25 protein-coding genes are annotated in these 22,523 nt (G+C 56.1%); 10 read left to right on the forward strand and 15 right to left on the reverse strand.

Annotation, left to right across the window (positions count from 1 at the left end; genetic code table 11):
• Positions 1-5: 5 nt before the first annotated feature.
• From E3E27_RS08410 to E3E27_RS08450, 10 genes are all read right to left on the reverse strand, one after another.
• The gene (locus E3E27_RS08410) at positions 6-926 is read right to left on the reverse strand and encodes an ABC transporter permease (RefSeq protein ID WP_167774213.1); all 921 of its coding nucleotides are present in this window, start codon (positions 924-926) and stop codon (positions 6-8) included.
• A gap of 4 nt (positions 927-930) precedes the next feature.
• The gene (locus E3E27_RS08415; RefSeq protein WP_371731578.1) at positions 931-2,466 is read right to left on the reverse strand and encodes an ABC transporter permease subunit; all 1,536 of its coding nucleotides are present in this window, start codon (positions 2,464-2,466) and stop codon (positions 931-933) included.
• A 142-nt stretch (positions 2,467-2,608) separates the two neighbouring features.
• The gene (locus E3E27_RS08420) at positions 2,609-2,956 is read right to left on the reverse strand and encodes a hypothetical protein (protein WP_167774215.1); all 348 of its coding nucleotides are present in this window, start codon (positions 2,954-2,956) and stop codon (positions 2,609-2,611) included.
• Between the two features lie 218 nt (positions 2,957-3,174).
• A complete protein-coding gene (locus tag E3E27_RS10800; protein WP_256366093.1) occupies positions 3,175-3,303 on the reverse strand; it encodes a hypothetical protein in 129 nt (42 codons plus the stop codon).
• Positions 3,296-4,756, reverse strand: coding sequence for a radical SAM/SPASM domain-containing protein (locus E3E27_RS08425; RefSeq protein ID WP_167774216.1), 1,461 nt, complete (start codon positions 4,754-4,756; stop codon positions 3,296-3,298). Before E3E27_RS08425 ends, E3E27_RS10800 begins: the two co-directional genes overlap by 8 nt.
• 91 nt (positions 4,757-4,847) lie before the next feature.
• The gene (locus E3E27_RS08430; RefSeq protein WP_167774217.1) at positions 4,848-5,825 is read right to left on the reverse strand and encodes an ABC transporter ATP-binding protein; all 978 of its coding nucleotides are present in this window, start codon (positions 5,823-5,825) and stop codon (positions 4,848-4,850) included.
• 9 nt (positions 5,826-5,834) lie between these two features.
• The gene (locus E3E27_RS08435; RefSeq protein WP_014788998.1) at positions 5,835-6,632 is read right to left on the reverse strand and encodes an ABC transporter permease; all 798 of its coding nucleotides are present in this window, start codon (positions 6,630-6,632) and stop codon (positions 5,835-5,837) included.
• Positions 6,633-6,676: 44 nt separating this feature from the next.
• The gene (locus E3E27_RS08440; RefSeq protein ID WP_167774218.1) at positions 6,677-7,351 is read right to left on the reverse strand and encodes a TIGR00153 family protein; all 675 of its coding nucleotides are present in this window, start codon (positions 7,349-7,351) and stop codon (positions 6,677-6,679) included.
• A gap of 4 nt (positions 7,352-7,355) precedes the next feature.
• Entirely contained in the window at positions 7,356-8,525 is a 1,170-nt protein-coding gene (locus E3E27_RS08445; RefSeq protein ID WP_206204860.1) for an inorganic phosphate transporter, read from the reverse strand.
• A gap of 151 nt (positions 8,526-8,676) precedes the next feature.
• Positions 8,677-10,284: a metallophosphoesterase gene (locus E3E27_RS08450; RefSeq protein WP_167774387.1), complete on the reverse strand. Its 1,608-nt coding sequence runs from the start codon at positions 10,282-10,284 to the stop codon at positions 8,677-8,679.
• Between the two features lie 107 nt (positions 10,285-10,391).
• Between E3E27_RS08450 and E3E27_RS08455 the strand changes: the two genes are divergently transcribed.
• On the forward strand, positions 10,392-10,748 hold the full coding sequence (locus E3E27_RS08455; RefSeq protein WP_167774220.1) for a cupin domain-containing protein: 357 nt from the start codon (positions 10,392-10,394) through the stop codon (positions 10,746-10,748).
• Here the strand turns inward: E3E27_RS08455 and E3E27_RS08460 are convergent.
• From E3E27_RS08460 to E3E27_RS08480, 5 genes are all read right to left on the reverse strand, one after another.
• Positions 10,745-11,311, reverse strand: coding sequence for a signal peptidase I (locus tag E3E27_RS08460; RefSeq protein ID WP_167774221.1), 567 nt, complete (start codon positions 11,309-11,311; stop codon positions 10,745-10,747). The genes E3E27_RS08455 and E3E27_RS08460 overlap by 4 nt on opposite strands.
• A 16-nt stretch (positions 11,312-11,327) precedes the next feature.
• A complete protein-coding gene (locus E3E27_RS08465; RefSeq protein ID WP_167774222.1) occupies positions 11,328-11,777 on the reverse strand; it encodes a hypothetical protein in 450 nt (149 codons plus the stop codon).
• A 214-nt stretch (positions 11,778-11,991) separates the two neighbouring features.
• The gene (locus E3E27_RS08470) at positions 11,992-13,266 is read right to left on the reverse strand and encodes a tRNA (N(6)-L-threonylcarbamoyladenosine(37)-C(2))-methylthiotransferase (RefSeq protein ID WP_167774223.1); all 1,275 of its coding nucleotides are present in this window, start codon (positions 13,264-13,266) and stop codon (positions 11,992-11,994) included.
• A gap of 128 nt (positions 13,267-13,394) precedes the next feature.
• Positions 13,395-13,613, reverse strand: a complete 219-nt coding sequence (locus tag E3E27_RS08475; protein ID WP_048152019.1) for a hypothetical protein — start codon at positions 13,611-13,613, stop codon at positions 13,395-13,397.
• 82 nt (positions 13,614-13,695) lie between these two features.
• Entirely contained in the window at positions 13,696-13,905 is a 210-nt protein-coding gene (locus E3E27_RS08480; protein WP_014788990.1) for a TRAM domain-containing protein, read from the reverse strand.
• 270 nt (positions 13,906-14,175) lie between these two features.
• On the opposite strand from E3E27_RS08480, the gene E3E27_RS08485 reads away from it, so the two are divergent.
• The 9 genes from E3E27_RS08485 to E3E27_RS08525 all read left to right on the forward strand — a co-directional run bounded on the left by E3E27_RS08485 (position 14,176) and on the right by E3E27_RS08525 (position 22,493).
• Positions 14,176-15,348 carry a nickel-dependent hydrogenase large subunit gene (locus E3E27_RS08485; protein ID WP_167774224.1) on the forward strand — a complete coding sequence of 391 codons (1,173 nt, stop codon included), beginning with the start codon at positions 14,176-14,178 and terminating at the stop codon, positions 15,346-15,348.
• 5 nt (positions 15,349-15,353) lie between these two features.
• Positions 15,354-16,034: a 4Fe-4S binding protein gene (locus E3E27_RS08490; protein ID WP_167774225.1), complete on the forward strand. Its 681-nt coding sequence runs from the start codon at positions 15,354-15,356 to the stop codon at positions 16,032-16,034.
• A complete protein-coding gene (locus tag E3E27_RS08495) occupies positions 16,031-16,861 on the forward strand; it encodes a Coenzyme F420 hydrogenase/dehydrogenase, beta subunit C-terminal domain (RefSeq protein ID WP_167774226.1) in 831 nt (276 codons plus the stop codon). The genes E3E27_RS08490 and E3E27_RS08495 overlap by 4 nt, the downstream gene beginning before the upstream one ends.
• Positions 16,862-17,080: 219 nt before the next feature.
• Positions 17,081-19,183: a formate dehydrogenase subunit alpha gene (gene fdhF, locus E3E27_RS08500; protein ID WP_206204848.1), complete on the forward strand. Its 2,103-nt coding sequence runs from the start codon at positions 17,081-17,083 to the stop codon at positions 19,181-19,183.
• Positions 19,180-19,632: a 4Fe-4S dicluster domain-containing protein gene (locus E3E27_RS08505; RefSeq protein WP_167774228.1), complete on the forward strand. Its 453-nt coding sequence runs from the start codon at positions 19,180-19,182 to the stop codon at positions 19,630-19,632. Before fdhF ends, E3E27_RS08505 begins: the two co-directional genes overlap by 4 nt.
• 2 nt (positions 19,633-19,634) lie before the next feature.
• Positions 19,635-20,006: a 4Fe-4S binding protein gene (locus tag E3E27_RS08510; protein WP_167774229.1), complete on the forward strand. Its 372-nt coding sequence runs from the start codon at positions 19,635-19,637 to the stop codon at positions 20,004-20,006.
• Positions 20,003-20,992, forward strand: a complete 990-nt coding sequence (locus tag E3E27_RS08515; protein ID WP_167774230.1) for a formate/nitrite transporter family protein — start codon at positions 20,003-20,005, stop codon at positions 20,990-20,992. The genes E3E27_RS08510 and E3E27_RS08515 overlap by 4 nt, the downstream gene beginning before the upstream one ends.
• Positions 20,989-22,044, forward strand: a complete 1,056-nt coding sequence (locus E3E27_RS08520) for an FAD-dependent oxidoreductase (protein ID WP_167774231.1) — start codon at positions 20,989-20,991, stop codon at positions 22,042-22,044. The genes E3E27_RS08515 and E3E27_RS08520 overlap by 4 nt, the downstream gene beginning before the upstream one ends.
• A complete protein-coding gene (locus E3E27_RS08525) occupies positions 22,041-22,493 on the forward strand; it encodes a 4Fe-4S dicluster domain-containing protein (RefSeq protein ID WP_167774232.1) in 453 nt (150 codons plus the stop codon). Before E3E27_RS08520 ends, E3E27_RS08525 begins: the two co-directional genes overlap by 4 nt.
• Positions 22,494-22,523 lie beyond the last annotated feature (30 nt).

Here is a 22,523-nt window from a genome sequence, read left to right on the forward strand (position 1 = left end):
TGACATCACCTCAGATCCATCTTTCTGAACCTGAAGATGGCCAGCCCGAGGTAAACAGGAATAAGCCCGGCTATGAGGCCCGTCTGGGCGGGGTTGTCGGCTATGGCCCGCTTAACCCCGAGATATTCAACGGTATAGGTGCCGTCGTCGTTGAAGGTGGTTCTCTCAATTCCTTTGAGAATGTCGAGCATGAGCACCTGGGGGACGTAAAAGAGGTATCTGAGGTGGTACTCCCTGTAAAGCTCGTCCAGGCGCTCGCGATAGGCCTTTTTCTCCTCCGGCGAAAGCTTGCTGAAGTCCCCCCATTTCTGAATTCCGAACTCCTCCTGGGCCTTGTCCTCGGCGAAGCCGTCCACGATCTGGGGCATGACGAGGCCGGTAACGAAGAATAAAACCAGAGCCAGCCCCAGGGCGGTGTTGGTGGAGCGCACGAACGTGGAAATCAGGAGACCAAGGGCCAGGAGCTGAAGCATCGCGAGGAGAACAAGACCGTTCGATAGGGTTATGTCCGCCAGCAGGGAAGAGCTCAGTGCGAGCCCGTAGTACTTCGTTATCGCGAAGGACAGGAGGGTGGCGAAGATTATTGCCACGACTATGCTGAGCGCCTGGCCGAGGAACTTGCCGAGCAGGTATGAGATCCTGCCAATGGGCTTGCTGAGGGCAACCCTGACCGTTCCGTTCTCAAGATCCGAGTTCAAAGCGGTGGCGCCGGCCATGAGGGCATAGACACCGATGAAAAGGAACGCACTGACGACGACGTAGCCTATAACGCTCGTGACGAGCACCTCTTCCGGATTTGTGGCCCCTTCGAGGTTGTCCTTGACCTCTTTAAAGGCCATGGCGTAGATCAGCAAAATCAAAACCAGTATCAGCCAGAACTTCTTCGTCCGCAGGCTCTTCTTCAGCTCCAGCTCAAATCCCCACATGCTATCACCTCAGGTCGGCTTTTCTGAACTTCACCCAGGAGACGGGGAGGTAGGCGAGAGTTGGAAGGATCAGCATGGCCATATTGGCCTTATAATCCAGAACCTCACTGACCGGCGCCGGCGGAAGGCTACGCTTTGGGGAGACGGCCATATTAAGGACCGTGTACTGCGCGGAAGGGCTTGGAACAAGCAGGGCGTTCCTTGAGAGCACTTCGATAAGGCTGCCGTTCCCGGCCCCCGCAAGAGAGGCCGTGATGACAAGGAGGGGAGCAACAAAGCCCACGAGGAACGCCAGGAGAACGGAAAAAATGAGAGCTTTTCTGCCCCTCATGAAAGCTGACAGCAGGTAGCCGAGCGCCAAATACTGGAGGAGCGAGAGGAAAAGCAGAGAACCAAAGACCAGGCCGAGTTCGAGGGTTTTACTTGACGGGGCGCCAAGATGCAGGGCGTAGGCTATAACCAAGGCAACGTAAAGAACCACACCAAGGGAGACCGCGAGGGCATCGCTCAGGAGCGTTCCAAGGAAGAAGTCATTTCTCCTCAGGGGCTTGCTAAGGAGAACCCTTACGGTGCCGTTGTCAATGGCCGAGCTTATCGAAAGCGCCCCCAGCGGGAGAACCACAAGGGGTAGGAGGGAGCCGTTCAGAGTTGAAATTAGGGCGTTGAGAAGGCCCGGACTACCGTAGTTCAGGTAGTACTTATCGAGAGTCCCTTTGCTCAGGAGTGCAATCAAAGCCGTGAAGGCAACGAAGGCCATTAAGCGCCTGCTCTGAAGGCTTAACCCGAGGAAAACGCCGTAAAGCCCGCTGGGAGAGAAGGAAACTCCCGGAACCGGCAATGGTCCAGGGCTTCTAAGCTCCCTCCTCCGGAACAGCTCCATTCCGGCGAGCGATAGAGCAATGGAGAGGGCGAAAAGCTCGGCAATCACTCTGTAGGATACGGAAACGCCATCTCCAATGGAAACGGCCCTCTCAAGGTAGACTGTTGGAACGAAAGAGTAGTCAGATTTTCCGAGGAGTAGGAACATGACAAAGGCCCCCAGCCCGAGGAAGACCCCCGAGTCGCGGGAGGTGGCGAAGGGAAGGAGGAAAAGGACGATTCCAACAACGCCGACCAGCGAGAGCGAAAGGGTGAGCGAGCCGATGAGGTAATTCCTAACCGCGAAGCCGTGAGCCAGCATTGCGAGCGCTCCGGAGAGTGCAATTCCAAGGGCGAAGATTAGAACGAGCTTCAACCCCTCTGAGGTCCAGCCGAGGAAGTAGCGCCTCCTCGTGAGGGGTTTCGATAACATTAGCACAACGTTTCCCCGCTCGAAGTCCGAACCGAAGCGCGAGAGGAGAAAGACTAGCAGGAGCGGAACCAGGAGGAACTTGAGAAAGTTGGGGAGCCACTTGGTGAGCAGATCGGCGGTGACAAGGCGGGCAAGCTCCTCTGCCGGAATATTCGGGTAGTGGGCGGAAAACCTGGAGACGTCTATCTCGACAGCTATGATGGACACGATGGCAACTAAGGTAGCGAAAAGGTGCTGGAGCCTGAGCACGGGGTTTCCTTTGAGCCGGTTTAGTTCCAGTTCAAAAAAAGTTAGAAATATGTTTGGGGGCTTCACTGGTTTCCCGCCTCCAGTCTCCGGGATGGGCCGGGGGGCTTCTAGACACTTCCATTGACTGTCTCATAACCACCCGCTACTCCCCTCTGAGGCTTATGTCGAGAACTAATGAGCTCTCTCCCTCGTTCCTTATGATGACCTTCCATGAGCCTTCTGGAAGCTCCACCTTCTCCTTCACTCTGGTCACGTTTGTCCGTTTAAAGATCTCCTTTGAGCCGTCCGAGGAGACCACGAGTAAGGTGAACGGCCCGTTCCCAGAGACGTCCATGTTCAGGGTCACGGGGCCCTTGAAGGGGTATACCACCTCAGAGCCCGGTTTAACGACCTTGCCCTTCGAGTACACGAAATTCCCACCGCCAAGGCACCCTCCCAGTATGGCGCTGACCAGGAGTATCGCCAGGAGTGTTGTTGATGAAGCTCTCACGGTTATCCCCCCAATGCACAAAGTAAAAAAATAAATCAAAGATCAACTAGGCACGTGTTGTCTAGCCCGCAGGCATCAATTCCACACAGGTCTAAGGCGCATTGATCTATGCCACAGAGATCCAGCCCGCCGCATGGAATATCAAACACTATACAAAATGCAGGTTCGTGCTCATGGTTTTCCTGGTGAGTTAGTCTCCTAAACATTGTCTTCACCCATCACAAATCAATGCCGCAGGAATTGTCTACTCCACAGATATCCAACCCGCAGATGTTCCAGTCCCAGCAGATGTCGAGACAGAACTCCGGCTCCACAGGGTTGCCGCCGGCGTTCAGCTTCTTAAACACTCTCTATCACCTCCGTTGGTTTTTGGGTTTTGGCCTCATCGGACTCCTCGGCCCTCACCCCTCTCTGGGGTGAGCGTGAGAAGACCTTATTCAACCAATCCTCGTCAAGATTCGAGTAGAGCCAAGAACCCCATTTCACGAGAGCAAACATATAGGCGCAGTGGAACTCGTCGGGAGCAAATATATCACCGTTATAGTAGTGGTTGTTGTATATACAACCACCGCCACAGTAGGCCCTTATCGGACAGTTCGAACAGTTCGGCCTCCTATCCACGGTATGATGAAGGATCTTCTGAATGAACTCGTTCTCCCACTTGAAATCATCAACGTGTCCAACAACAAACTCCTCCATGCCCACGAACCTGTGGCAGGGATACATCGTCCCATCTGCTGAAACCCCAAAGTAGCTCCTGGCAACGCCGCATGGATAATGGCGGTAGGTGTTGGAGTAGATCATGTGGACAATCTCACGGAGCTTCGTGTAAACGATTCCCTTCTCTTTGTAGTGTTCAAGCTCGTCCATCACTATCTTTTTCAGGGCAGACTCAACGAGTTTAGCATGCTCCTTGGTTAGCGGCGTGCTAGTGGTTGCAGGCTCAAGATGAACGCTCCTAAAACCAAAATCAACGAAGAACCGATAGATCTCATAGTACCTGTCGAGCTGTTCGGGCAGAATCGTCGCGCGGACGCTAACCTTAACGCCGCGCTCAAGCATCTTCTTTGCATTCTTCGCAACAACATCAAAGGTTGGATACCCGCCGCGCAGGGGTCTATTGTGGTTCTGAACGTCTTCAGGACCATCAAAGCTCAGGGTTACCGTGAAGTTGTTCTCGAGGAAAAAGTCAATGACCTTGTCAGTCACGAGGTAGCCGTTGGTGGTGATGCTGAACGTGACGACTTTATCATACTCTTCAGCCTTCTGCTTGGCGTATTGAACAAGCTCCCGAATCAGCGGAAAGTTCAACAAAGGTTCGCCACCGAAGAACTGTAGGTTAACAACTTTCTTTCCTTCCCCCATCAGCAAATCAATAGCCCTTTTACCAACTTCCGGGCTCATTCTGGTGTTGGGAGTGTGATAAGTTCCACTATCTCCATAGCAGTAAACGCAGGCAAAGTTGCAGTCCTCCATAACATTAAGGGAGAGGGAAGAAATTTTGGACTTCATAATTCCAAGATATGGTTTTACCGGGGGCTTGGGCTCAAAAAACACACGGCGAAGACTTTCATCAGATTTAATCTCATTTATCAAAGAATCCCAGTCAGATTCGGAGTACTCCATTACAAAACGCTCTCTGGCATCACTCCAGCCCAGTTCTGCCACAAACCTGCAGAAGTCGTAGGTTTTCTTATCGACCTCAAAGAGGGTTCCCGTGGACGAATGTAGAACAAAGTACTTGCCACCCACTTCGAAATTATATAACTCAGGCTTGGGTGTAGTGTTATTAGCTTTCATTACATCACCGAATAATAAGCATCACTGAAATTTATAAAATTTTCGAAAAGGTTGAATAAAACTCAGTTATAAACTGGACTGACAATAGAATTCAACTGCCAAACAGAATCATGAACACGTCCTCCAGTGACAGGTTCTCAACCCTCGCGCTCAACACTTTGCCGGAGGGGAACCTGGAGAGGAACTCATTGACCTCGCCGGACTTGAGGTAGGCAGTGACGTGGGTGAAATTACCCTTCCTGATGCACCTGACGAGGTAGCCTCCAGGGCACGGAGCGGAGCCCTCAACCACGAGGAGAACCTTCCTGTCAAAGTCCACCTCGAGCTTCCTGCTTATCTCCTCGGGCTTTCCTTCCAGGATAGGCCTCTTGTTGAAGAGCAGAACCCTGTCGCTGAGCTTCTCGGCCTCCTGGAGATCGTGGGTGGTGAGGATAACCGTTGTCCCAAAGTCACGGACGAGGGCCATTATTGCGTCATGTATCTCGCTCTTGGTTATCACGTCGAGAAAAACCGTCGGCTCGTCGAGTATGAGGTACTTCGGCCTCACCACCAGGGCGGAGGCGATGTAAACCTTCTGCTTCATTCCGGCCGAGAGCTTCTGGTACCACTCGTCCCTCTTCTCCCACAGGTTCAGTAGCTTGAGCGCGTACTCTATGCGCTCCCCTATCTCACCCTCGGGGACCTTCCACAGCCTCGCGATGAACTGGAGGTTTCGTTGAACGCTCAGACGCCACTGGAATATGCCCCACATGTCCCTCTCGCCGGTGAAAACCGTGAACATCTCCCCAGCAACTTTGCCGTGCTCCCTAAAGCTGTCGTGGCCGTCGATGAGCAGTTTTCCGGAACTCGGCTCGAGGAGGCCGTTGGCGATTTTGCAGAGGGTTGTCTTTCCCGCGCCGTTGGGGCCGAGGAGGCCGAATATCTCCCCCTCCCTCACCCGGAAGCTCAGGTCTATGAGGGCTGGAATCTCTTCCCTGGGCTTTCCGAGAAAATCGCGGAGGCTACCCAGATCGAAGAAGCCCCTGAAAGGGGGAGGATAGTACTTGGTGAGATGCTCGGCTTCTATCATCTGACCACCTCACACGTGCCCGAGGGTGCCCAGCTGCATCGCCTTCCCAACGCCCCACCGGAAGGTCGCGATTCCGATGAGGAGCATGATAGTAGTGGTCAGAGCAAGGTTCACGAAGCTGGGCCAGATCTGGGACACTGAATAGCCCCCGCCCATCGTCAGCCTAGCCATCTCAAGAATGTACCTCTCTGGGTGTATCTTGGAAATGGGCTGGAGCCACCAGGGGAGCGCGTCGGGCGGGAAGTAGAGACCGCTCACGAGCTGGGAGGTGAGGTTGAGGAACCAGTTTATCGGGTCCTGCCTGGCTTTGGTCGCCGCCCGAAAGCCTGCTGAAAAGAGTTCAAGGGCGAAGGTGAGGGTGAAGCCCGCGAGGATAACGAGCAGGGCACCGAGGTTGATGTGTATGACCAGGCCGTAGAAGAGAACAAAGATTGTAGTTATAAGGCCCATTATCATGAGGCTCCAGACGACGTTCCAGGCGTTTATTCCCACGAAGATCGCCACCATTCCGGCGGGGGAGGCGTAGAGCATCGGGAAGCTCCGTCCAATCAGGAGCTTGGAAAGGCTGCCCCGCGGAAGGAATATTATGTTGTGCACGATGAAGCCTATCAGAAAGAACTGGAGGAAGGAGTCAGTTCCGTACTGCTCGATGTTGGCGTCTATGGTCACCAGGCTCGCAAAGATTCCCATCACCGCAACCTGGATTAGAAGGCCTATCAGGTAGCTGACCACGTCCCAGCGGTAGCTGAAAAAGACCTCCCTCTGAATGTTGAAGAACTCGCGGACTATTCTAACACCGTCCTTCATTCCCACCGAAAAAAGTTAGAAGGGAGGTTTAAAAGAATATCGGCTCACTTGTTCATCATGAGCCTTATTCGTTCCGCCGCATCTTTCGCCTTGTCAGAGATGTTGCTGAGAGTTCTGGCGATGTTGAGAACGTAGAACCCGTCGCCCCAGCTCAGATTTTCCGCGTTCTCGAGGACGAGCTGCATAAGCCTCGTGTCGAGGCCGTCTATCTCCTTCTCGACGCTCTCTATCTTCCGTATAAGCCCGTACTCCTTCTCTATCTCCCCGTCGGCGAAGCCGCTCTCTATAACCCTATCCATCTGTACTATCGCCTCGTGGACGAGCTTTGCCGCCTTAATGCTCTCCGTGCCCATCTGGAGTATGAGATCCTTTATCTCCGCCGGAAGCTCGCCGGGCCTCTTGACTAGGAGCCACTTGGCGGTGTCTTCGGCGGCATCTGCCACCTTGTCCTGCATGTGGAGGTAGATGAGAACGTCCTCCCTCGCCACGGCCATCATCAGCTTCGAGCTGAGGGAATCCCTTATCTCCTCCTTTATCCTGTCGGCAACGTCCTCAAGGCGGTCCACTTCAATGGCAAGCCTCTCCATCTCCCCGTAATTCCCGGAGTGCCAGGCCTGAAGGGCCCTCTCGAGGGTCTCAACGGTGTTGAGAACCACTTCCGAGTGCTTTATCAGGGGCTTGAAGGGGCTTTTGGCGAAGAGCTTAGTCCAAACCTGCATGCTATCACCCCACCACCATCAAAACCTTGAATATGGCCGCGCTGATTAGACCGGCCACCGGAACGGTGACGAACCAGGAGATTATTATATCCCTCACTATGTCCTTGTTTATTGCCTTTACCCCCCTCGCGAGGCCTATTCCTATGACCGCGCCGACGACGGTGTGAGTGGTCGAGATTGGAAGTCCAAGCCAGCTGGCGGCGAGGACAACGGTTGCCGCTGAAAAGTCGATGGTGAAGCCGCGCGTGTTGGTGAGCTCGGTTATCTTCTTGCCCACCGTCTCCATCACCCTGTAGCCGTAGGTCGCAACGCCAACCGCTATCCCGAGACCGCCGAGGGCCAGAATCCACCTAGGGACCGGCACTTCCATTCCGCCGAGACCCATCGTGGCTACCGCGTAAACGGCCGCGACAGGTCCTATCGCGTTGGCAACGTCGTTGGCACCGTGGGCCAATGCAACGTAGCCGGAAGTCACCACCTGCGCCTTCCGGAATATCGCTTCAACCCCGACGAACGGGTCGCTGCTCGGGAAGCGGAGCTTTATGAGGAAGTAAGTCACCACGAACACGATAATACCCAGCGGAATACCGTACATGAGAACTCCCATCTTGAGGTCCTTTCCATGGAGAACCTTGATGTAGAACATGGTTCCGATGACCACGAAAGCCAAGCCGATCCAGAACGGGGACCATATCCTGGCGCTCCTGACGGGGTCCTTTCTCTCGAAGATGCTCTTGGTGAAGGCCTTGAAGATGAAGTAGGCCATTATGGCGCCGATTATCGGTGAGAGAATCCAGCTGAGAACCACCTGGCCCATCTTGCCCCAGTTCACTATCGCCGTGCCAGCGTAGACTATTCCGTAGCCCGCTATGCCGCCGATGATGGAATGGGTAGTCGAGACCGGTAGGCCGAACTTGGTGGCCACTATTAGCCATATCGTGGCCGCGAGAAGGGCCGCAACGGAGCCATACACGAGGACCATCGGGTCGGTTATCATCGTAGGGTCGAGGATTCCCTTCCTTATAGTTTCAGTGACGCTCTTCCCAAAGAAGTACGCGCCCGTGAACTCAAGGAGGCCAGCTATTATAACCGCCTGCTTCGGGGTTATCGCCTTCGCACCGACGGCGGTGCTCATCGAGTTGGCGGCGTCGTTGGCACCTATCGCCCAAGCCATCGCGAAACCCAGGAGAACCGTTATCAATAGCCACACGTCCACGCTCACCACCGGAACCCGCTAAGGTGCGCTCTATAAATATCTTGTCGCAGTAGAATATATCGCGGTGGCCACATCTATATAGGCCAAAATAGAATAAATAGACAGAAGGTCAGGGCTCGACCTTGACCGGTTCGACCTGTATCGTGCCGTTGGAGAGCATGTTGAGCCTGACGTAGTGGTAGAAACCCCCCTCGTCCTCTGGGGCGTAGAGGGGAGCGCCACCACCGCCAGTGATGACCATCTGAACCCCGTCCTCTTCACCGTACCAGTAGATGTGAATGTGGCTGAAGACCCCGAAGGCGTTGTATTTCTTCATGAGGGTCAAAAGCTTTCTGGCGTCCTCTGGGTTCATCGCGTGATCACCGTCCGGTCTCGGGTCTATCGGGGGCGCGTGGAGAACCAGGACAGGCCTCTTTCCGGCATTCTTCGCCTTTTCCAGCTCCTTCTCGAGCCAATAGAAGGTCTCATCGCTCAGTCCGTAGTCGTGCTCGATGTTGTTGATGATAACGTAGTAATAATCGCCCAGGGCAAAGGAGTAGTCGTCCGGACCGAACACCTGGTGATAGACGTTTATTCCCTCACCCCTGTACTCGTGGTTGCCTGGAGCGACGAATATCGGCTTGTTCCACTTCCACTCCTTGAGAAGCTCGCCCCACTCGTCCACCCTGCCGGAGTAAACGAGGTCACCGCCATCTATAATGAACAGCCCGTCGTCCTCGTTGATCTCGTCCCGTATCTTGAGGAACACCGGTGGAATCTCTTTCCCTCCGTCCGGCCTGTGGTCACCGAGGGCTAAAACGGTGTAGTTGCCGACGTCCTCGGCAGCCAGCCGGAATGAGGAAGCCCTAAACCTGACCCAGGTGTCGCCGGTTTCTGCACCCTCAGGAAGGTCGAGTATCGAGGGATTGGTGTTCTCGATGACGTAGGTGAGTTCGACGTCCCCGTCCACGGTTGCGCTCACGTTGAAGCCGAGGGCGTGAATGTAAACGGTGGAGCCGTTCACGAGCCTTATGAAGCCGCCCTCCACGGTAACGTTCGCACCATCGACGACGCGCCAGTCGTAGATGAAGGGCTCCTCAGTCCTGAAGGAGTCAAGGTACCAGTGCTCGCCGTCATCAGGAAACCCGTCCCAGTCGTTGTCGCCTATGACCTTGACCACTATTCCCTCGAACTCCCCGCTCCTCACGACGTCATCGGCCCTGATTTTCCTCCCGTCCTTCAGCTCCATCGCGTACTCAATGGCCGCCCCTGTTCCGGCCTTGCTCGTACCGGTAAAGACGAAGTACGCTTTTCCATCATTGTTGAAAGCCGCGAATATTCCCTTGTCCTTCCCCACGAACTTGACGCCGAGCTTGTAAACAATGTAGCCAAAGTAATCGTTGACCGTTATAAGGATCGGCTTACCCCTGAGTATCTCCCTCGCGTCCGCCGGCGAGAGCACCGCGACGCCCCCACCGTACTGGCTAGCCGGGAGAATCTGAGCGTCCGGGAAGTAGTGTTTTGCAAGATCCTCGTAGCCCTCACTCACGTAGACCTTCGAAACGTCCGCAAGGCCCTCCCACTGGGCCAGGACCTGACCTTTCTCGTAGCTCCCGAAGTCTATTCCACCCGATGCGGTGGTAGTAGTGCTCGATGTCTGGCCCGGTCCGCTGGAGCTGATGCATCCCGCGGCCAGCACCATAAAAACCAGCAGGATTCCAAAAGCAACTTTCCTCATAAGCTCCACCTTCAAGGAGGTTGAACGGGAAGCTTAAAGCCCTTTTGATTGCGGTTCAGACTCGGCAGATTTAAATATTCCAGGATCGAGAGTCCCTCGGTGATACCATGTTCGTCGGACACTACACGGAGGTCCTCGAGAAGGACACCGGTTTTGAAGGAGTAACCATTAGATGGCTCGTCTCCCCGAAGCTCGGGGCCAAGAACTTCGCCATGCGATACTTCGTCCTCAGGAAGAACTCGGAGATCCCGATCCACCAGCACGACTGGGAGCATGAAATCTTCATCATGAGGGGCGAGGGGGTAATAACCAACGGAAAGGAGGAGTACCACGTCAAAGCAGGGGACTTCCTCTACGTCCCACCCAACGAGCCCCACGGCTACAAGGCCTTAACCGACACCTTCGAGTTCCTCTGCATAATCCCCGCCAAGAAGGAGGCCATACCGGAGGACGAGTGGGCTTAGCGCCGGTGATGGTAAACCTTTATCTTCTTCCTCCTCAAGACAAGGAGATCGGCCTTTCGTGACTTGGGACGTATCGGTTCTTCCTCGAGGAGAAGCCACGCCAAGTCGTAGGCAATGGAGGCTATTATGAAAAGGAAAATGCCGAGGACTATGATTGGGGTATAATACCAGATGATCCCTATTTTTGGAATTACCAGAACAACCTTTCCAATAACCTGGTCGGGGTAGACCTGCCAGGGGTCGGGGTAGTTCCTGTTGTCACCCTTGGTTCTGAAATAATAGCCGTTCGATGTGTTCTCGATGGCTATTATCCTGTGGGTGATCCGGTAGGTTGAGTTGCCTATCGTGACCCTGTAGAGGATAACGTCGCCGACGCGGAGCTGGTCGGGATCGACGGGCCTCGTCACCACGAGGTCGTTGGGGTTGATGTTCGGCTCCATAGAATCGGTGAGTATGACCACGTACTGGAAGCCGAAGACGAAGTGGAGAAGCACGATTAGGACAGTGAAGAACAGGAGGGAGTAAGTTAAAATGGAAAGGACGTCAAGGCGCTTGGCATTCATTCAGGGCCTCCTGGGGTCACGGTGAAACCGCCTGTCCCTGCAGTATCACGACGACCTTGTCAAAGCTGGTTATAGGGTCTGATGCAGAGATGGTTATTGGAGTCCCCGCGGAGAGCACTCCGTCGGCAGTTCCGTCCTCATCTCCAGTAATAGTGTAGGTGTAGTACTTAACAAAGGAGCCTCCATTGTAAAGCTTTACATAGACAGTAGTACCCGCGGGGAGATCCTGATCGAATGACACGGCAATACCCGAAAGATAGTCCGGGTTGTTGCCGGTATCAAGTACCCAGTTCACTGCGGCGCTGGTAACACCACCTGGAACGATAACATCACCCTGAGTGCCGTCGGAAACTCCAAGCTGCTGAACGCTAATGTTAAACGTAGGAACAGCCAGCGCGGCTCCAACCATCGCCAGCGCGAGTGCGAGCGCCAGCGGGATTAACCTCTTCTTATTGGCCCTCCTCATGGGGTTTCACCTCCACGATACTGCTTGTAAAATAAGTCGCCCTCGGGTATTTAAGGTTTGTTACCCAAATTTAAGCAGATGCTTACCCAAACCTCCGAGGCGAAAAGCAGGCACAACGTCGATAAGGACTACGAATCTTAACATATTGAAAAGTCAATGAACATAGCTGGGATTCCTTGAGTGAACCACAAAGGGGGTTGGACAAAGTTCAGGTTCACGCCACCGTTCCCCTCAGGTAGGTCGAGCCGGCCCAATCCACCTTAACCTCCAGGAATTCCCCCGGCCTACCGGAGTCAAGGATTATATCCTTGTAGTTGGAAGTCCTGCCCTCGATCCCACCTTTCTTGCCCTCGCCGTGGACGAGGACCTCGACGGTCTTCCCAACGTAGGTCCTGTTTATCTCGTACGCTATCTGCAGCCTCAGCCTGTGCAAAAGCCTCGAGCGCTCCTTGACCTTCCAGCCGGGAAGCTGCTTCCACCTCGCCGCTATCGTTCCCGGTCTGGGAGAATAGCGCGAAACGTTTATCTTGTCGGGTCGGACGCGCTTTACCAGCTCAACGGTGTTCTGGAAGGCATCATCACTCTCGCCGGGAAATCCGACGATGATGTCCGTGTTGAGGTTCAAGTGGGGAATCCTCCTCCTGAAGGTCCGCACTATCTCTTCAAACTCCTCCGCGGTGTACGTTCTCCCCATTCTCCTCAGGACCTCATCGTCCCCACTCTGGACCGGAAGGTGGAGGAACTTGTAGACTTTCTCGTCCCGATAAGCCTCCACCAGCTCGTCGAGGAACTTGAGGACGTGGTTGGGGTTCATCATGCCGACCCTGACCCTGAAATCGCCCTCGATGGCCGTTATCTCGTCGAGTAGCTCGGCCAGGTTAGTCCCGATGTCGAAGCCGTAGCAACCGGTGTCCTCGCTCGACAGCTGTATCTCCTTGTATCCCCTGGCGAGGGCCTCCTTGACCCACCTGACGACGAGCTCCGGCTTGTAGCTCTTCAGAACACCCCTGGCGAAGCGCGTGGCACAGTAGGTGCAGGCGTTGAGGCAGCCCTCGCTTATCGGGACGACGAAGGCGACGCCACTCTTCCAGAGCCTCGGAAGTTCGAGCTTGTCTATGCTCCTCTCGCGCCAGCCCTCGACGCTGATCAGCTTTCCGCCGCGCTCCGCTACGCTTATCGCCTCCGCTATCCTGTCTATGCTCTTGACGCCGAGAATTCCCGAGACGCGTGGATCTATGGCCCCAGGGTTCACGTGGACGAGACAGCCGGTGACGATGACTTTTTTCCCGGAATCGAGGAGCTCCTTTATCCTCTCGCGCATGTGCTTCTCGGTTGGGTCTTTAACCGCGCAGGTGTTTACAACAACATAGTCGGCACTTTCTGGACTCTCAGCTAACTCATAGCCCGCTCTAAGGAGGATTGCCTCCATTATCTCCGCATCGGCCCTGTTCCTCGTGCAACCGTAGGTCTCAACGTGAACCCTTACCATCGGTGCCGGCTGGGCCAAGGGGTTTAAAAAGGGTGCGGTTCAAGTCCGGGAACTCACACAAAACATATAATGCTCAGGAGCACGTAGGGCATCACGAAAAGAAAAACGGCCACAAACGTTAGTTCCTTTTATCCACTCCCAAGGCCGTTGCTGCGCCTCATAATGAGAAACGAGAGAAGGCAGACGATCAGGACCGGAACCAACGACGATACCGCCGTGAAAAGCGCGCCGGGAAGCAGGTATAGATACCCGATGTATCGAGAAGCGCCACCGTCCGGTAGAGCAGGATTGGGTGAGGCAGACAGAACTCCAACTATAACCCCGATCATCACGGACTTCTCGTCCATGAGACCACTGCAGGAATTGGCTCAAAGCCTTAAAAACGTTCCTCAAAAGCCTCGGAAGGTAAGAATAGGAAGGAAAGGGAAATCAGATGACTTCCGCGAAAGCGAACTTCCTCTTGACCGAGTTAATGACGATCTCAACCTCGTCGCCGACCTGGGTGTTCGGGACGAAGATAACGAAGCCCTTTATCTTGGCGATGCCGTCACCGCCCTTACCGAGGCTCTCAATCCTAACTCTATACCTTTCTCCAACCTTAACGGGGGCTTCGTAGCCGCCAAATCCATCTCCATACATATCTAACACCAACTCTTTCAACTTTCAGGGCTCTTCCGAAAGACTCCGAGAAGAGTCCCAATGGTGGGTCAGTTCGAGGGTATATAAAGGTTTGGGTGAGGCCGTTTGCCTTCGTAAAAAAGGCAAACAAAACTGTTTCTCAAAAAGCAGGCAATTGACGGCCCTTCACGAGAAATTGACGGTTCCAAACCTTCGGTTCAGGAAACCCTTTTATCAAAAGCCGACGATTACCTAATGGGGGAGATAAAATTCAAATTTGGGGGTGGTACCTTGGGCGAGATAGCCATTAACAAGGTGTGTCGCGTCGCTGGAGAGGCAAAGCTCGTCCTCTATGAGGAGAACGGAACGGTGACGGACGTGCTCTTCATGGCAACCGCCCCGGTCAGGGGTTTCGAGAAGATGGTCATCGGAAAGAACCCGCTCTTCGCCGTCGAGGCGGTGATGAGAATCTGCGGACTCTGCCACGCTTCCCACGGCATAGCGGCGGTCGAGGCGGTTGAGCACGCGATAGGCATAGCCCCGCCGAGGAACGGGCTCCTCATGAGGGAGGCATTGGGGCTGATAAACAGGGCCCAGAGTCACGCCCTCCAGTTCCTCATGATAGCGGGCGACCTGATAAAGGAGGAGAAGCGGAACGAGGTTCTCTTCAAGCTGATGGACTTCCACGCCAGGGTCAGCGACTACCTGCTGAAGCTCGGTGGTGCTGCGACTCACCCGCCGAACCTCACGATAGGGGGAATGCTCCGCATTCCCAAGTGGAGCGTCTTCAACAACCTCAAGGCGAGGTTTCCGGACCTCATAAAGAGCTGGGAGGAGCTGAGAGAAATTCTCCTCGACGAGGACGTTCAGACCGAAGTCGCCGAGGAGCTCAGAGGGGCGAGGAGGGAGATGCCCTATTTAACGAGCAGTTTCTTCTACGGCGACCGCTACAACATAAGGACCGACAGGGTTGAGACGATGCCGTACTACGAGTTCAGGAAGGAAGAGCCCGCAATGGAATCAACGACGCTGGTGGCTTTCTACGGCGGGAAGAAGGTCGAGACCGGTCCGAGGGCCAGAATGAAGACCTACCGCGAGTTCAAAGACGATTCCCTCTACGGCCTGCACCTCGCGAGGGTCGAAGATACGGAGCTTGCCCTCCTCAGGCTCGCGGAGATTCTCGACGAGATTAACATGGAGGAAGCCTTCAGGGTCAAGAACATAACCTTCGGCCCGGGCAGGGGCGTCGGCGTTTACGAGGCTCCGAGGGGAACGCTGATACACTACATCGAGCTCGGCGAGGAGGGGCGCGTTGTGAGCTCGAAGATTGTGGTTCCGACGATGTTCAACATTCCGGTCATGGAGGAGATGGCGAAGGGGCTGAGCGTCAGGGCCGCTGAGACGGTTATGAGGCTCTACGACCCCTGCATCCCCTGCACGACCCACGTCGTTAGGTTGGGGTGATTGGTATGGAGAAGCTCAAGGTCCTCCACGTTGATATAGGCGGTTGCGAGGGCTGTAACGTCAGCATAATCAGGGCGTATCCGAAGCTCATGGAGAGCATAGAACTCGACATCTCATACCTCCGCAACGGGGGTTACAAGTACGACGAGTACGATGTGGCTCTCGTAACCGGCGGGGTCTGCATGAACGAGCCGAGGGTCATCGAGGAGCTGAAGGAGGTGAGGGAGAAGGCGAAGGTTGTTGTCGCCTTCGGCTCGTGCTCGGCCCTAGGCGGGATACTGCGCTTCTGCCGGGGAGGCCAAGCGCCGAGGCCGGACCACAGGAACTTCCAGCCGATAAACAGCGTAATCGAGGTTGATTACTCGATACCCGGCTGTCCACCAACGCCCCAGATGCTCCAGTCCTTCTTCAAGTACTTCACAGCCGGCAACGAGACGAGGCTCAGGCTCTTCAAGGTGACGGCCCAGGTCAAGAAGCTCAGCGGGTTCGACCTCATAGACGACATCGTCCTGACTGGCCTCTGCATAGGCTGCGGTGCCTGCGAGCTGTCCTGCCCAACTGGGGCCATCAAGCTCATAGACAAGAGGCCTACCTTGGCCCAGGAGAGGTGCATCAGGTGCGGAACCTGCTACATCCGCTGTCCGCGCGCGAGCCAGATAATCTGCCTCGGGGGTGTTAAGTCATGATGCCGTTTGGAGAAAGCCTGCTCGGCCAGATTAGGGCCGTCTACCTCGGTAGGGCAACCGACAAGGAGATACTGAGAAGGAAAGTTGCCAGCGGAGGCGCTGTTACCGCAATGCTGACCTACGCCCTGGAGAAGGGCCTGATAGACGGCATCGTCACCTCGAAGAGAACCAAGGGACTTGAGGGCGAAGCTGTGGTCGCGAGAACGAAGGAGGAGCTCCTCGAGACGGCCGGGAATCGCTGGAGCATCGTACCCTTTGCCGCGAGGATAAAGGCGAAAATAGAGGAAGAGGACTTAAAGAAGGTTGCAGTCGTCTGCCTGCCCTGCCAGGCCCAGTTCTTCGGCCAGATGAGGGACTTCCCGATACTCGAGGCAGACTTCGGGAACAGGATTCGCTACATCGTGAGTCTCTTCTGCATGGGCACCTTCGCTTTCGAGGCCTTCCTCAACTACCTGCGCGTTAAGTACGGGGTCAGGGCGGAGGAGATAGCGGACATAAAGCTCACAAGGGACTTCCTCGAAATCCACAGGGAGAGCGGGGTCCTCGCGATACCACTTAAGGAGGCCTTCTCCTACCTCCAGACGGGCTGTCTGGTCTGCTCCGATTACACCGGCGTGTGGAGCGATATCTCTGCTGGCTTCGTCGAGAGCGAACCCGGCTGGACTGTCATCATAACGAGGAACCAGCGCGGGGAGGAGCTCGTTAGAGGAGCTGAGAAGGAGGGCTACCTCGAGCTACGCGACGGCTCCCACGTCCTCGGCGAGGTTCTCAAGGGGGCGAGGGAGAAGCTCGCGAGAGCCCAGAGGAACATGGCCCAGCTCCTGTGAGCCTTTATTTTTTTGCCGTTTTGTTAAACGCTTTTGTTTTCTATCCTCAAAAGGGAATACAAAAAAGCTTTTTCAGGACTCCTTTTCCGAAAAGAAGGCCATATAAAACCTTTTGTTTGGAACTGGGCATTTAGAAAAGCGTTTTAAATCCCAGATTCAAGTTTCAATCGAGGGGACAAAAATGTGCATGTGGACATATGTGTTCATGGGGGTGGGAGCTTGAAGGTTCCCGTCGTCTGCCCCTACTGCGGGGTGGGGTGCCGGCTATACATCGAGAGAACCCCGAGCGGTTACAGGCTTGAGTACGCCGACGATATTCCAGGGATTCCCAACGAGAACGGGAGGCTCTGTCCGAAGGGAAACGCGGTCCTCGACCTGCTCTCGAAGGACAGGCTCAGGAAACCGCTGAAGGCGAAGGAGGAAGGTAAGTTCGTCGAGGTGAGCTGGGGAGAAGCGATAAAGGAAGTCGCCGAGAGGCTGAGGGAGGTAGCCAAGGACGACCCAAGGCAGCTCATGTTCTTCGGCTCGGCGAAGACCTTCAACGAGCCCAACTACCTGATTCAGAAGCTCGCCAGAATGCTGGGCACCAACAACATCGACCACTGCGCAAGGCTCTGCCACTCCTCGACAGTTGCTGGATTAAAGGCCGTCTTTGGGGCCGGAGCCATGACCAACACCTACCGGGACATCGAGATGGCGGACGTGATAATGATTTGGGGACACAACTACGCTGAAACCCACCCGGTCGGCTTCCGCTACGTCATCAAGGCAAAGGAGCGGGGCGCGAAGGTAATCGTCGTTGATCCAAGGTTCACCAGAACGGCGTGGTTCTCCGACCTGTTCCTCCAGCCCTACCCGGGAACGGACATAGCCCTCGCCAACGGAATGATGCACGTGATAATCAAGCACGGCCTCTACGACAAGGAGTTCGTCGAGAAAAGGACCCTGGGCTTCTCAGAGCTCAAGAGGACCGTTGAGAAGTACACGCCTGAGAGGGTCGAGGAGATAACTGGCGTTCCGGCTGAACTCATAGAGGAAGCCGCTGTAACGTTTGCCAGGGCCGAAAACGCCGTCATCACCTGGGCAATGGGATTAACGCAGTCGGTTCACGGCTACGACAACGTTAGAGCCGTCGCGACGCTCATAGCCATCACCGGCCACATAGGAAGGCCCGGAAACGGGGCATCTCCAATGAGGGGCCAGAACAACGTCCAGGGTGCCTGCGACCTCGGCGTTCTGCCGAACGTCTTCCCAGGTTACCAGGCGGTAACCGACCCCGAGAAGAGGAGGTTCTTCGAGGAGTTCTGGGGAGCGGAGCTGAGCGGTGAGGTCGGCCTGACGACGATCGAGGCAACCCACGAGGCCGAGAAGGGCAGGGTGAAGGCATACTACATAATGGGAGAGAACCCGGTCATAAGCGAGGCTAACTCGGAGAGGGCCATCAAAGCCCTCCGGGGGCTCGAGTTCCTCGTCGTTCAGGACATCTTCCCGACGGAAACCGCGAGATTGGCGGACATCGTTCTTCCGGCGACTTCGATGCTCGAAAACGAGGGCTCGCTCACCAACACCGAGAGGCGCGTGCAGTGGAGCTTCAAAGCGCTGAATCCGCCGGGGGAGGCCAGGCCCGACTGGTGGATAGTGAGCGAAATCGGGAAGGCCATCGGATTCACCGGAAGCGGGGCAAGGGGCTTCAACTACCGCTCGCCAGAGGAGATACTTAGGGAGATAAACGCCTGCACGCCCCAGTACAGGGGCATAACGCCGGAGAGGCTCAAGGGGAACCTTGCCGGAATCCACTGGCCGTGTCCGAGCGAAGACCACCCGGGAACACCGCTACTCTACACCGAGAGGTTCCTTACCCCAGACGGGAAGGCGCATCTGGCTTCCGTGGAACACAGAGAGCCCTCGGAAAGGCCGGACGGGGAGTACCCGCTGATTCTGACGACGATGCGCTACGTGGGACACTTCCACACGCTGACGATGACGGGGAGGAGCGAGCTTCTGAGGAAGCGCTGGAGGGAGCCGTTCCTCGAGGTTCACCCGGACGACGCGGAGCGCTTCAAGCTAAAGGACGGGGAATGGGCCGTCGTCGAGACGAGACGCGGGAGGTACCCTGCCAGGGTGAAGGTTACGAAGGCCGTCAAAAGGGGCGTCGTGGCCCTCCCCTGGCACTGGGGTGCCAACGTCCTCACAAACGACGCCATAGACCCGGTCTCGAAGATTCCGGACACGAAAGCCTGTGCCTGCCGGGTGAGACCCGTTAGCGAGGCCGAGGCGAGAAAGCTACTCAGCGAGCTAAGGGAGATGGGGGTGGTCTCATGAGCAGGATCCTCATCGACCCGGGCAAGTGCATAGCCTGCAGGGCCTGCGAGGTGGCCTGTGAGAGGGAGCACGGACGGAGCTTCATCACCGTCTTCGAGTTCGAAACTTCCGCCGTTCCCCTCAACTGCCGTCACTGCGAGAAGGCTCCCTGCATAGAGGCCTGCCCGACGGGGGCGCTCTTCAGGGACGGGGACGGGGCGGTCCTCGTTGATGTGAAGAAGTGCATAGGCTGCAACATGTGCGTCCTAGCCTGTCCCTTCGGAATCCCTGAGATAGTCGGAAAAATCATGGTCAAGTGCGACCTCTGCTCGGACAGGAGGGCTGAAGGAAAGCTCCCCCTCTGCGTCCAGACGTGCCCGACCGGCGCGCTAACCTACGAGGAGCCAAGTGAGTTCTCGGCGAAAAGGAGGAAAGCCTACGCCGAAAGGCTCGCCCTCAGGAGGGGCTAAGAATGCGCCCGGCCTTTGACTGGGAGAGGTGCATAGGCTGTGGGGCCTGCGTGAGGGTCTGCAGGGGCGGGGCTTTGAGCTACCGCGACGAAAACGGCAGGCGGACGATAACCTTCGAGCCGAGGCTCTGCGACGGCGACCTGCTCTGCGTCGAGGCCTGCCCGGTGAACGCTATCAGGGGCGTGCCCAACCACGAGAGCGGAGAAAGCTCGGCCACCTTCGAGCTCGCCCGCTGTGAGAACTGCGGAAAGCTGACGGAGTTCACCCTCAAGGAGGTCGAATGGGGCCGGAAGATGGGCCATTTCGACCTTTTCCTCTGCTCAACCTGCAGACGGCTCAAATCAGCCCAAAATATTGGGGAGGGATTGGAATGAGCGAGGTGCTCTATGGAGTTGATTCGACCTTCGAGGGGATAGCGAGGAAGGCCACCCCGAAGTTTAGGACGACGCCGGGAAGGCTGCTCTTCGCCGGTTTCATGGCCGGAGCTTACATAGCCTTCGGCTTCGTCTTAGCGGTTATCGCGGCGACGGGCTTCCACGACAACCCCTCGGCCTTCAAGCTTCTCCTCGGTGCGGTCTTCCCAGTCGGACTCATAGCGGTAATCCTAGCTGGGGCTGACCTCTGGACCGGGAACGTCCAGTTCCTGAGCTCGGCCAAGGCCAAGGGCTACGCGGACTTCAGGTGCGTCCTCTACAACTGGTTCGGGAGCTACGGCGGCAACTTCATAGGCTCGGTCTTCATAGCGCTCCTGGCAGTTCAGCTTACCGGGCTCTTCGGCCACGTCGGCGACCCGAACGCCTTCGGGAGCACGATAGTAGCGATAGCCCAAGGTAAGGTCTCGAAGGACTTCATGGCTCTGCTCTTCCTCGGAATAGGCTGTAACTGGCTCGTGAACGTTGCAATCTGGCAGTCCGCGAGGGTCCAGGACGGTGCAGGCAAGATACTGGCGATATGGTTCCCGATATTCGCCTTCGTGGCGATAGGCTTCGAGCACGCCATAGCCAACATGTGGGCGATTCCAGCTGGAATATTCCTCAGCGACGGGGCAATAAACTGGGCAAACTTCTTCCACAACCTGATTCCGGTGACGCTCGGAAACGCCATAGGCGGCTTCCTCTTCGTCAGCTTCTACTACTGGTACCTCAGCCACCCGGAGCTGACCGCGAAGAGGCTCGCAAAGGAAATAGTGGACTTCACGGCAGTCTTCATAGCGTTCTGGGTTATGGCGACCCTCATTCCGGCCGGGATAGCGACGGTCCTCAAGGGGAACCTCTACGCCTTCCCGCTCGTCCTCAGCGCCTACTACATAGCCGGAACCTTCGCCCTGGCCAAAATCGCCAAGCCGGGGGTGGAAAAATGAAGGGCATGAACTTCGCATTCCACTGCCTTGAGAGACCGGAGCCGACCGGGAAGAGGGTGGCAATCATAGGTGCTGGACCGGCGGGGTTGGCCGCGGCCGGCTATTTGGCCTGCAAGGGGCACGAGGTCCACGTCTACGACAAACTGCCGGAGCCGGGGGGCTTAATGCTCTTCGCAATTCCTGAGTTCAGGATTCCGGTCGAGAGGGTCCGCCTCGGTTACCTCGACCTCGCGAAGAGAATGGGCGTTAAGTTCCACACGGGCGTCAAGGTAATCTCGGGGGAGAGGAGTGACGAGGGCGATGAGTTCGCCGAAAAAAAGGTGGACTTCGAGGAGCTCGTAAAGGAGTTCGACGCGGTTCTGATAGCGACGGGAACCTGGCGCTCCTGGGTGGCAGATATTCCGGGAATAGAGCTCGAAGGCGTCTTCAAGGCCCTAGAGTACCTCTTCAGGATAAAGAGCGCCAAGCTCGGCCACATGGACTGGAAAGATGTTCCAGAAATAGAGGGCAAGCGGGTGATTGTCATCGGAGCCGGGCATACCGCCTGCGACGCGGCCATGGAGAGCCTCCTTATGGGAGCGGAGAAGGTCTACATGAGCTACCGCAGGACGATAAGGGAGGCTCCAGCTGGAAGCTACGAGATAAACCTGCTCCGCGAGAAGGGCGTTGAGTGGCTCGAGCTGACGGTTCCGGTGAGGATAATCGGCGAAAACGGAAAAGTGAAGGGAATAGAGCTGAAGAAGTGCAGGCTCGGCGAACCCGACGCGAGCGGAAGGAGGAAGCCGATACCGATTGAGGGAAGCGAGTTCACCGTTGAGGTGGACTACGTCGTCTTTGCGATAGGCCAGACACCGACGCCACCCTTCATCGATGGCATCGCCACCGACAGGAAGGGCAGGATTGTGGTTGATTCGAGGCACATGACGAGCAGGGAAGGTGTCTTCGCGGCAGGCGATGTAGTTCTTGGCCCGTCGCTCGTTGGGAGGGCAACAAAGGACGGCCTCTACGCCGGGCGGGACATACACCTCTGGCTGACGGAGGTGAGAGCATGAAGCTCCTCGTCGATTTCAACGCCTGCATAGGCTGCGAGACCTGCGAAGCGGTGTGCGACTTCATTCACGACGGCAGGCCCAACATAAGGGTGGTCTTCGCGAGCAACGGGGTGGGAGTTCCAATAAGCTGTCGGCACTGCGACGACGCCCCCTGCATGGCGGTCTGTCCAGTGAACGCGATAACCCGCGATAGAGACGGGGCAGTGGTGATAAACCATGAGAAATGCATAGGCTGTCTAATGTGCCTCTCGGTCTGCCCCTTCGGGGCCATAAGCTACGAACCCGTGGTTAAGGTCGTCTACAAGTGCGACATGTGCGCAGAGAGGAGGGCGGAGGGACTGAAACCTGCCTGCCACGAGATGTGCCCCGCTAACGCCATCTACTACGGCCCCGATGGAGGGGAGGAGAAGAGAAAACGCGTTGCGGAGGCCATTTCCCGGGAGCGTTAGTTTTTCTTCTTTTTGTGGCCGAAACCGTTA

Origin of the sequence: Thermococcus sp. MV11, assembly GCF_012027285.1 — an archaeon.
GTDB classification, from domain to species: Archaea; Methanobacteriota_B; Thermococci; order Thermococcales; family Thermococcaceae; genus Thermococcus; species Thermococcus cleftensis.

What these genes read in the sequence shown, in the direction of transcription:
- E3E27_RS08410 (WP_167774213.1), bottom strand. Translation starts at nt 926, where the DNA reads ATGTGGGGATTTGAGCTGGAGCTGAAGAAGAGCCTGCGGACGAAGAAG.
- E3E27_RS08425 (WP_167774216.1), bottom strand. Translation starts at nt 4,756, where the DNA reads ATGAAAGCTAATAACACTACACCCAAGCCTGAGTTATATAATTTCGAA.
- E3E27_RS08430 (WP_167774217.1), bottom strand. Translation starts at nt 5,825, where the DNA reads ATGATAGAAGCCGAGCATCTCACCAAGTACTATCCTCCCCCTTTCAGG.
- E3E27_RS08435 (WP_014788998.1), bottom strand. Translation starts at nt 6,632, where the DNA reads ATGAAGGACGGTGTTAGAATAGTCCGCGAGTTCTTCAACATTCAGAGG.
- E3E27_RS08440 (WP_167774218.1), bottom strand. Translation starts at nt 7,351, where the DNA reads ATGCAGGTTTGGACTAAGCTCTTCGCCAAAAGCCCCTTCAAGCCCCTG.
- E3E27_RS08445 (WP_206204860.1), bottom strand. Translation starts at nt 8,525, where the DNA reads ATGGCTTGGGCGATAGGTGCCAACGACGCCGCCAACTCGATGAGCACC.
- E3E27_RS08450 (WP_167774387.1), bottom strand. Translation starts at nt 10,284, where the DNA reads ATGAGGAAAGTTGCTTTTGGAATCCTGCTGGTTTTTATGGTGCTGGCC.
- E3E27_RS08455 (WP_167774220.1), top strand. Translation starts at nt 10,392, where the DNA reads ATGTTCGTCGGACACTACACGGAGGTCCTCGAGAAGGACACCGGTTTT.
- E3E27_RS08460 (WP_167774221.1), bottom strand. Translation starts at nt 11,311, where the DNA reads ATGAATGCCAAGCGCCTTGACGTCCTTTCCATTTTAACTTACTCCCTC.
- E3E27_RS08465 (WP_167774222.1), bottom strand. Translation starts at nt 11,777, where the DNA reads ATGAGGAGGGCCAATAAGAAGAGGTTAATCCCGCTGGCGCTCGCACTC.
- E3E27_RS08470 (WP_167774223.1), bottom strand. Translation starts at nt 13,266, where the DNA reads ATGGTAAGGGTTCACGTTGAGACCTACGGTTGCACGAGGAACAGGGCC.
- E3E27_RS08475 (WP_048152019.1), bottom strand. Translation starts at nt 13,613, where the DNA reads ATGGACGAGAAGTCCGTGATGATCGGGGTTATAGTTGGAGTTCTGTCT.
- E3E27_RS08480 (WP_014788990.1), bottom strand. Translation starts at nt 13,905, where the DNA reads ATGTATGGAGATGGATTTGGCGGCTACGAAGCCCCCGTTAAGGTTGGA.
- E3E27_RS08490 (WP_167774225.1), top strand. Translation starts at nt 15,354, where the DNA reads ATGGAGAAGCTCAAGGTCCTCCACGTTGATATAGGCGGTTGCGAGGGC.
- E3E27_RS08495 (WP_167774226.1), top strand. Translation starts at nt 16,031, where the DNA reads ATGATGCCGTTTGGAGAAAGCCTGCTCGGCCAGATTAGGGCCGTCTAC.
- E3E27_RS08505 (WP_167774228.1), top strand. Translation starts at nt 19,180, where the DNA reads ATGAGCAGGATCCTCATCGACCCGGGCAAGTGCATAGCCTGCAGGGCC.
- E3E27_RS08510 (WP_167774229.1), top strand. Translation starts at nt 19,635, where the DNA reads ATGCGCCCGGCCTTTGACTGGGAGAGGTGCATAGGCTGTGGGGCCTGC.
- E3E27_RS08515 (WP_167774230.1), top strand. Translation starts at nt 20,003, where the DNA reads ATGAGCGAGGTGCTCTATGGAGTTGATTCGACCTTCGAGGGGATAGCG.
- E3E27_RS08520 (WP_167774231.1), top strand. Translation starts at nt 20,989, where the DNA reads ATGAAGGGCATGAACTTCGCATTCCACTGCCTTGAGAGACCGGAGCCG.
- E3E27_RS08525 (WP_167774232.1), top strand. Translation starts at nt 22,041, where the DNA reads ATGAAGCTCCTCGTCGATTTCAACGCCTGCATAGGCTGCGAGACCTGC.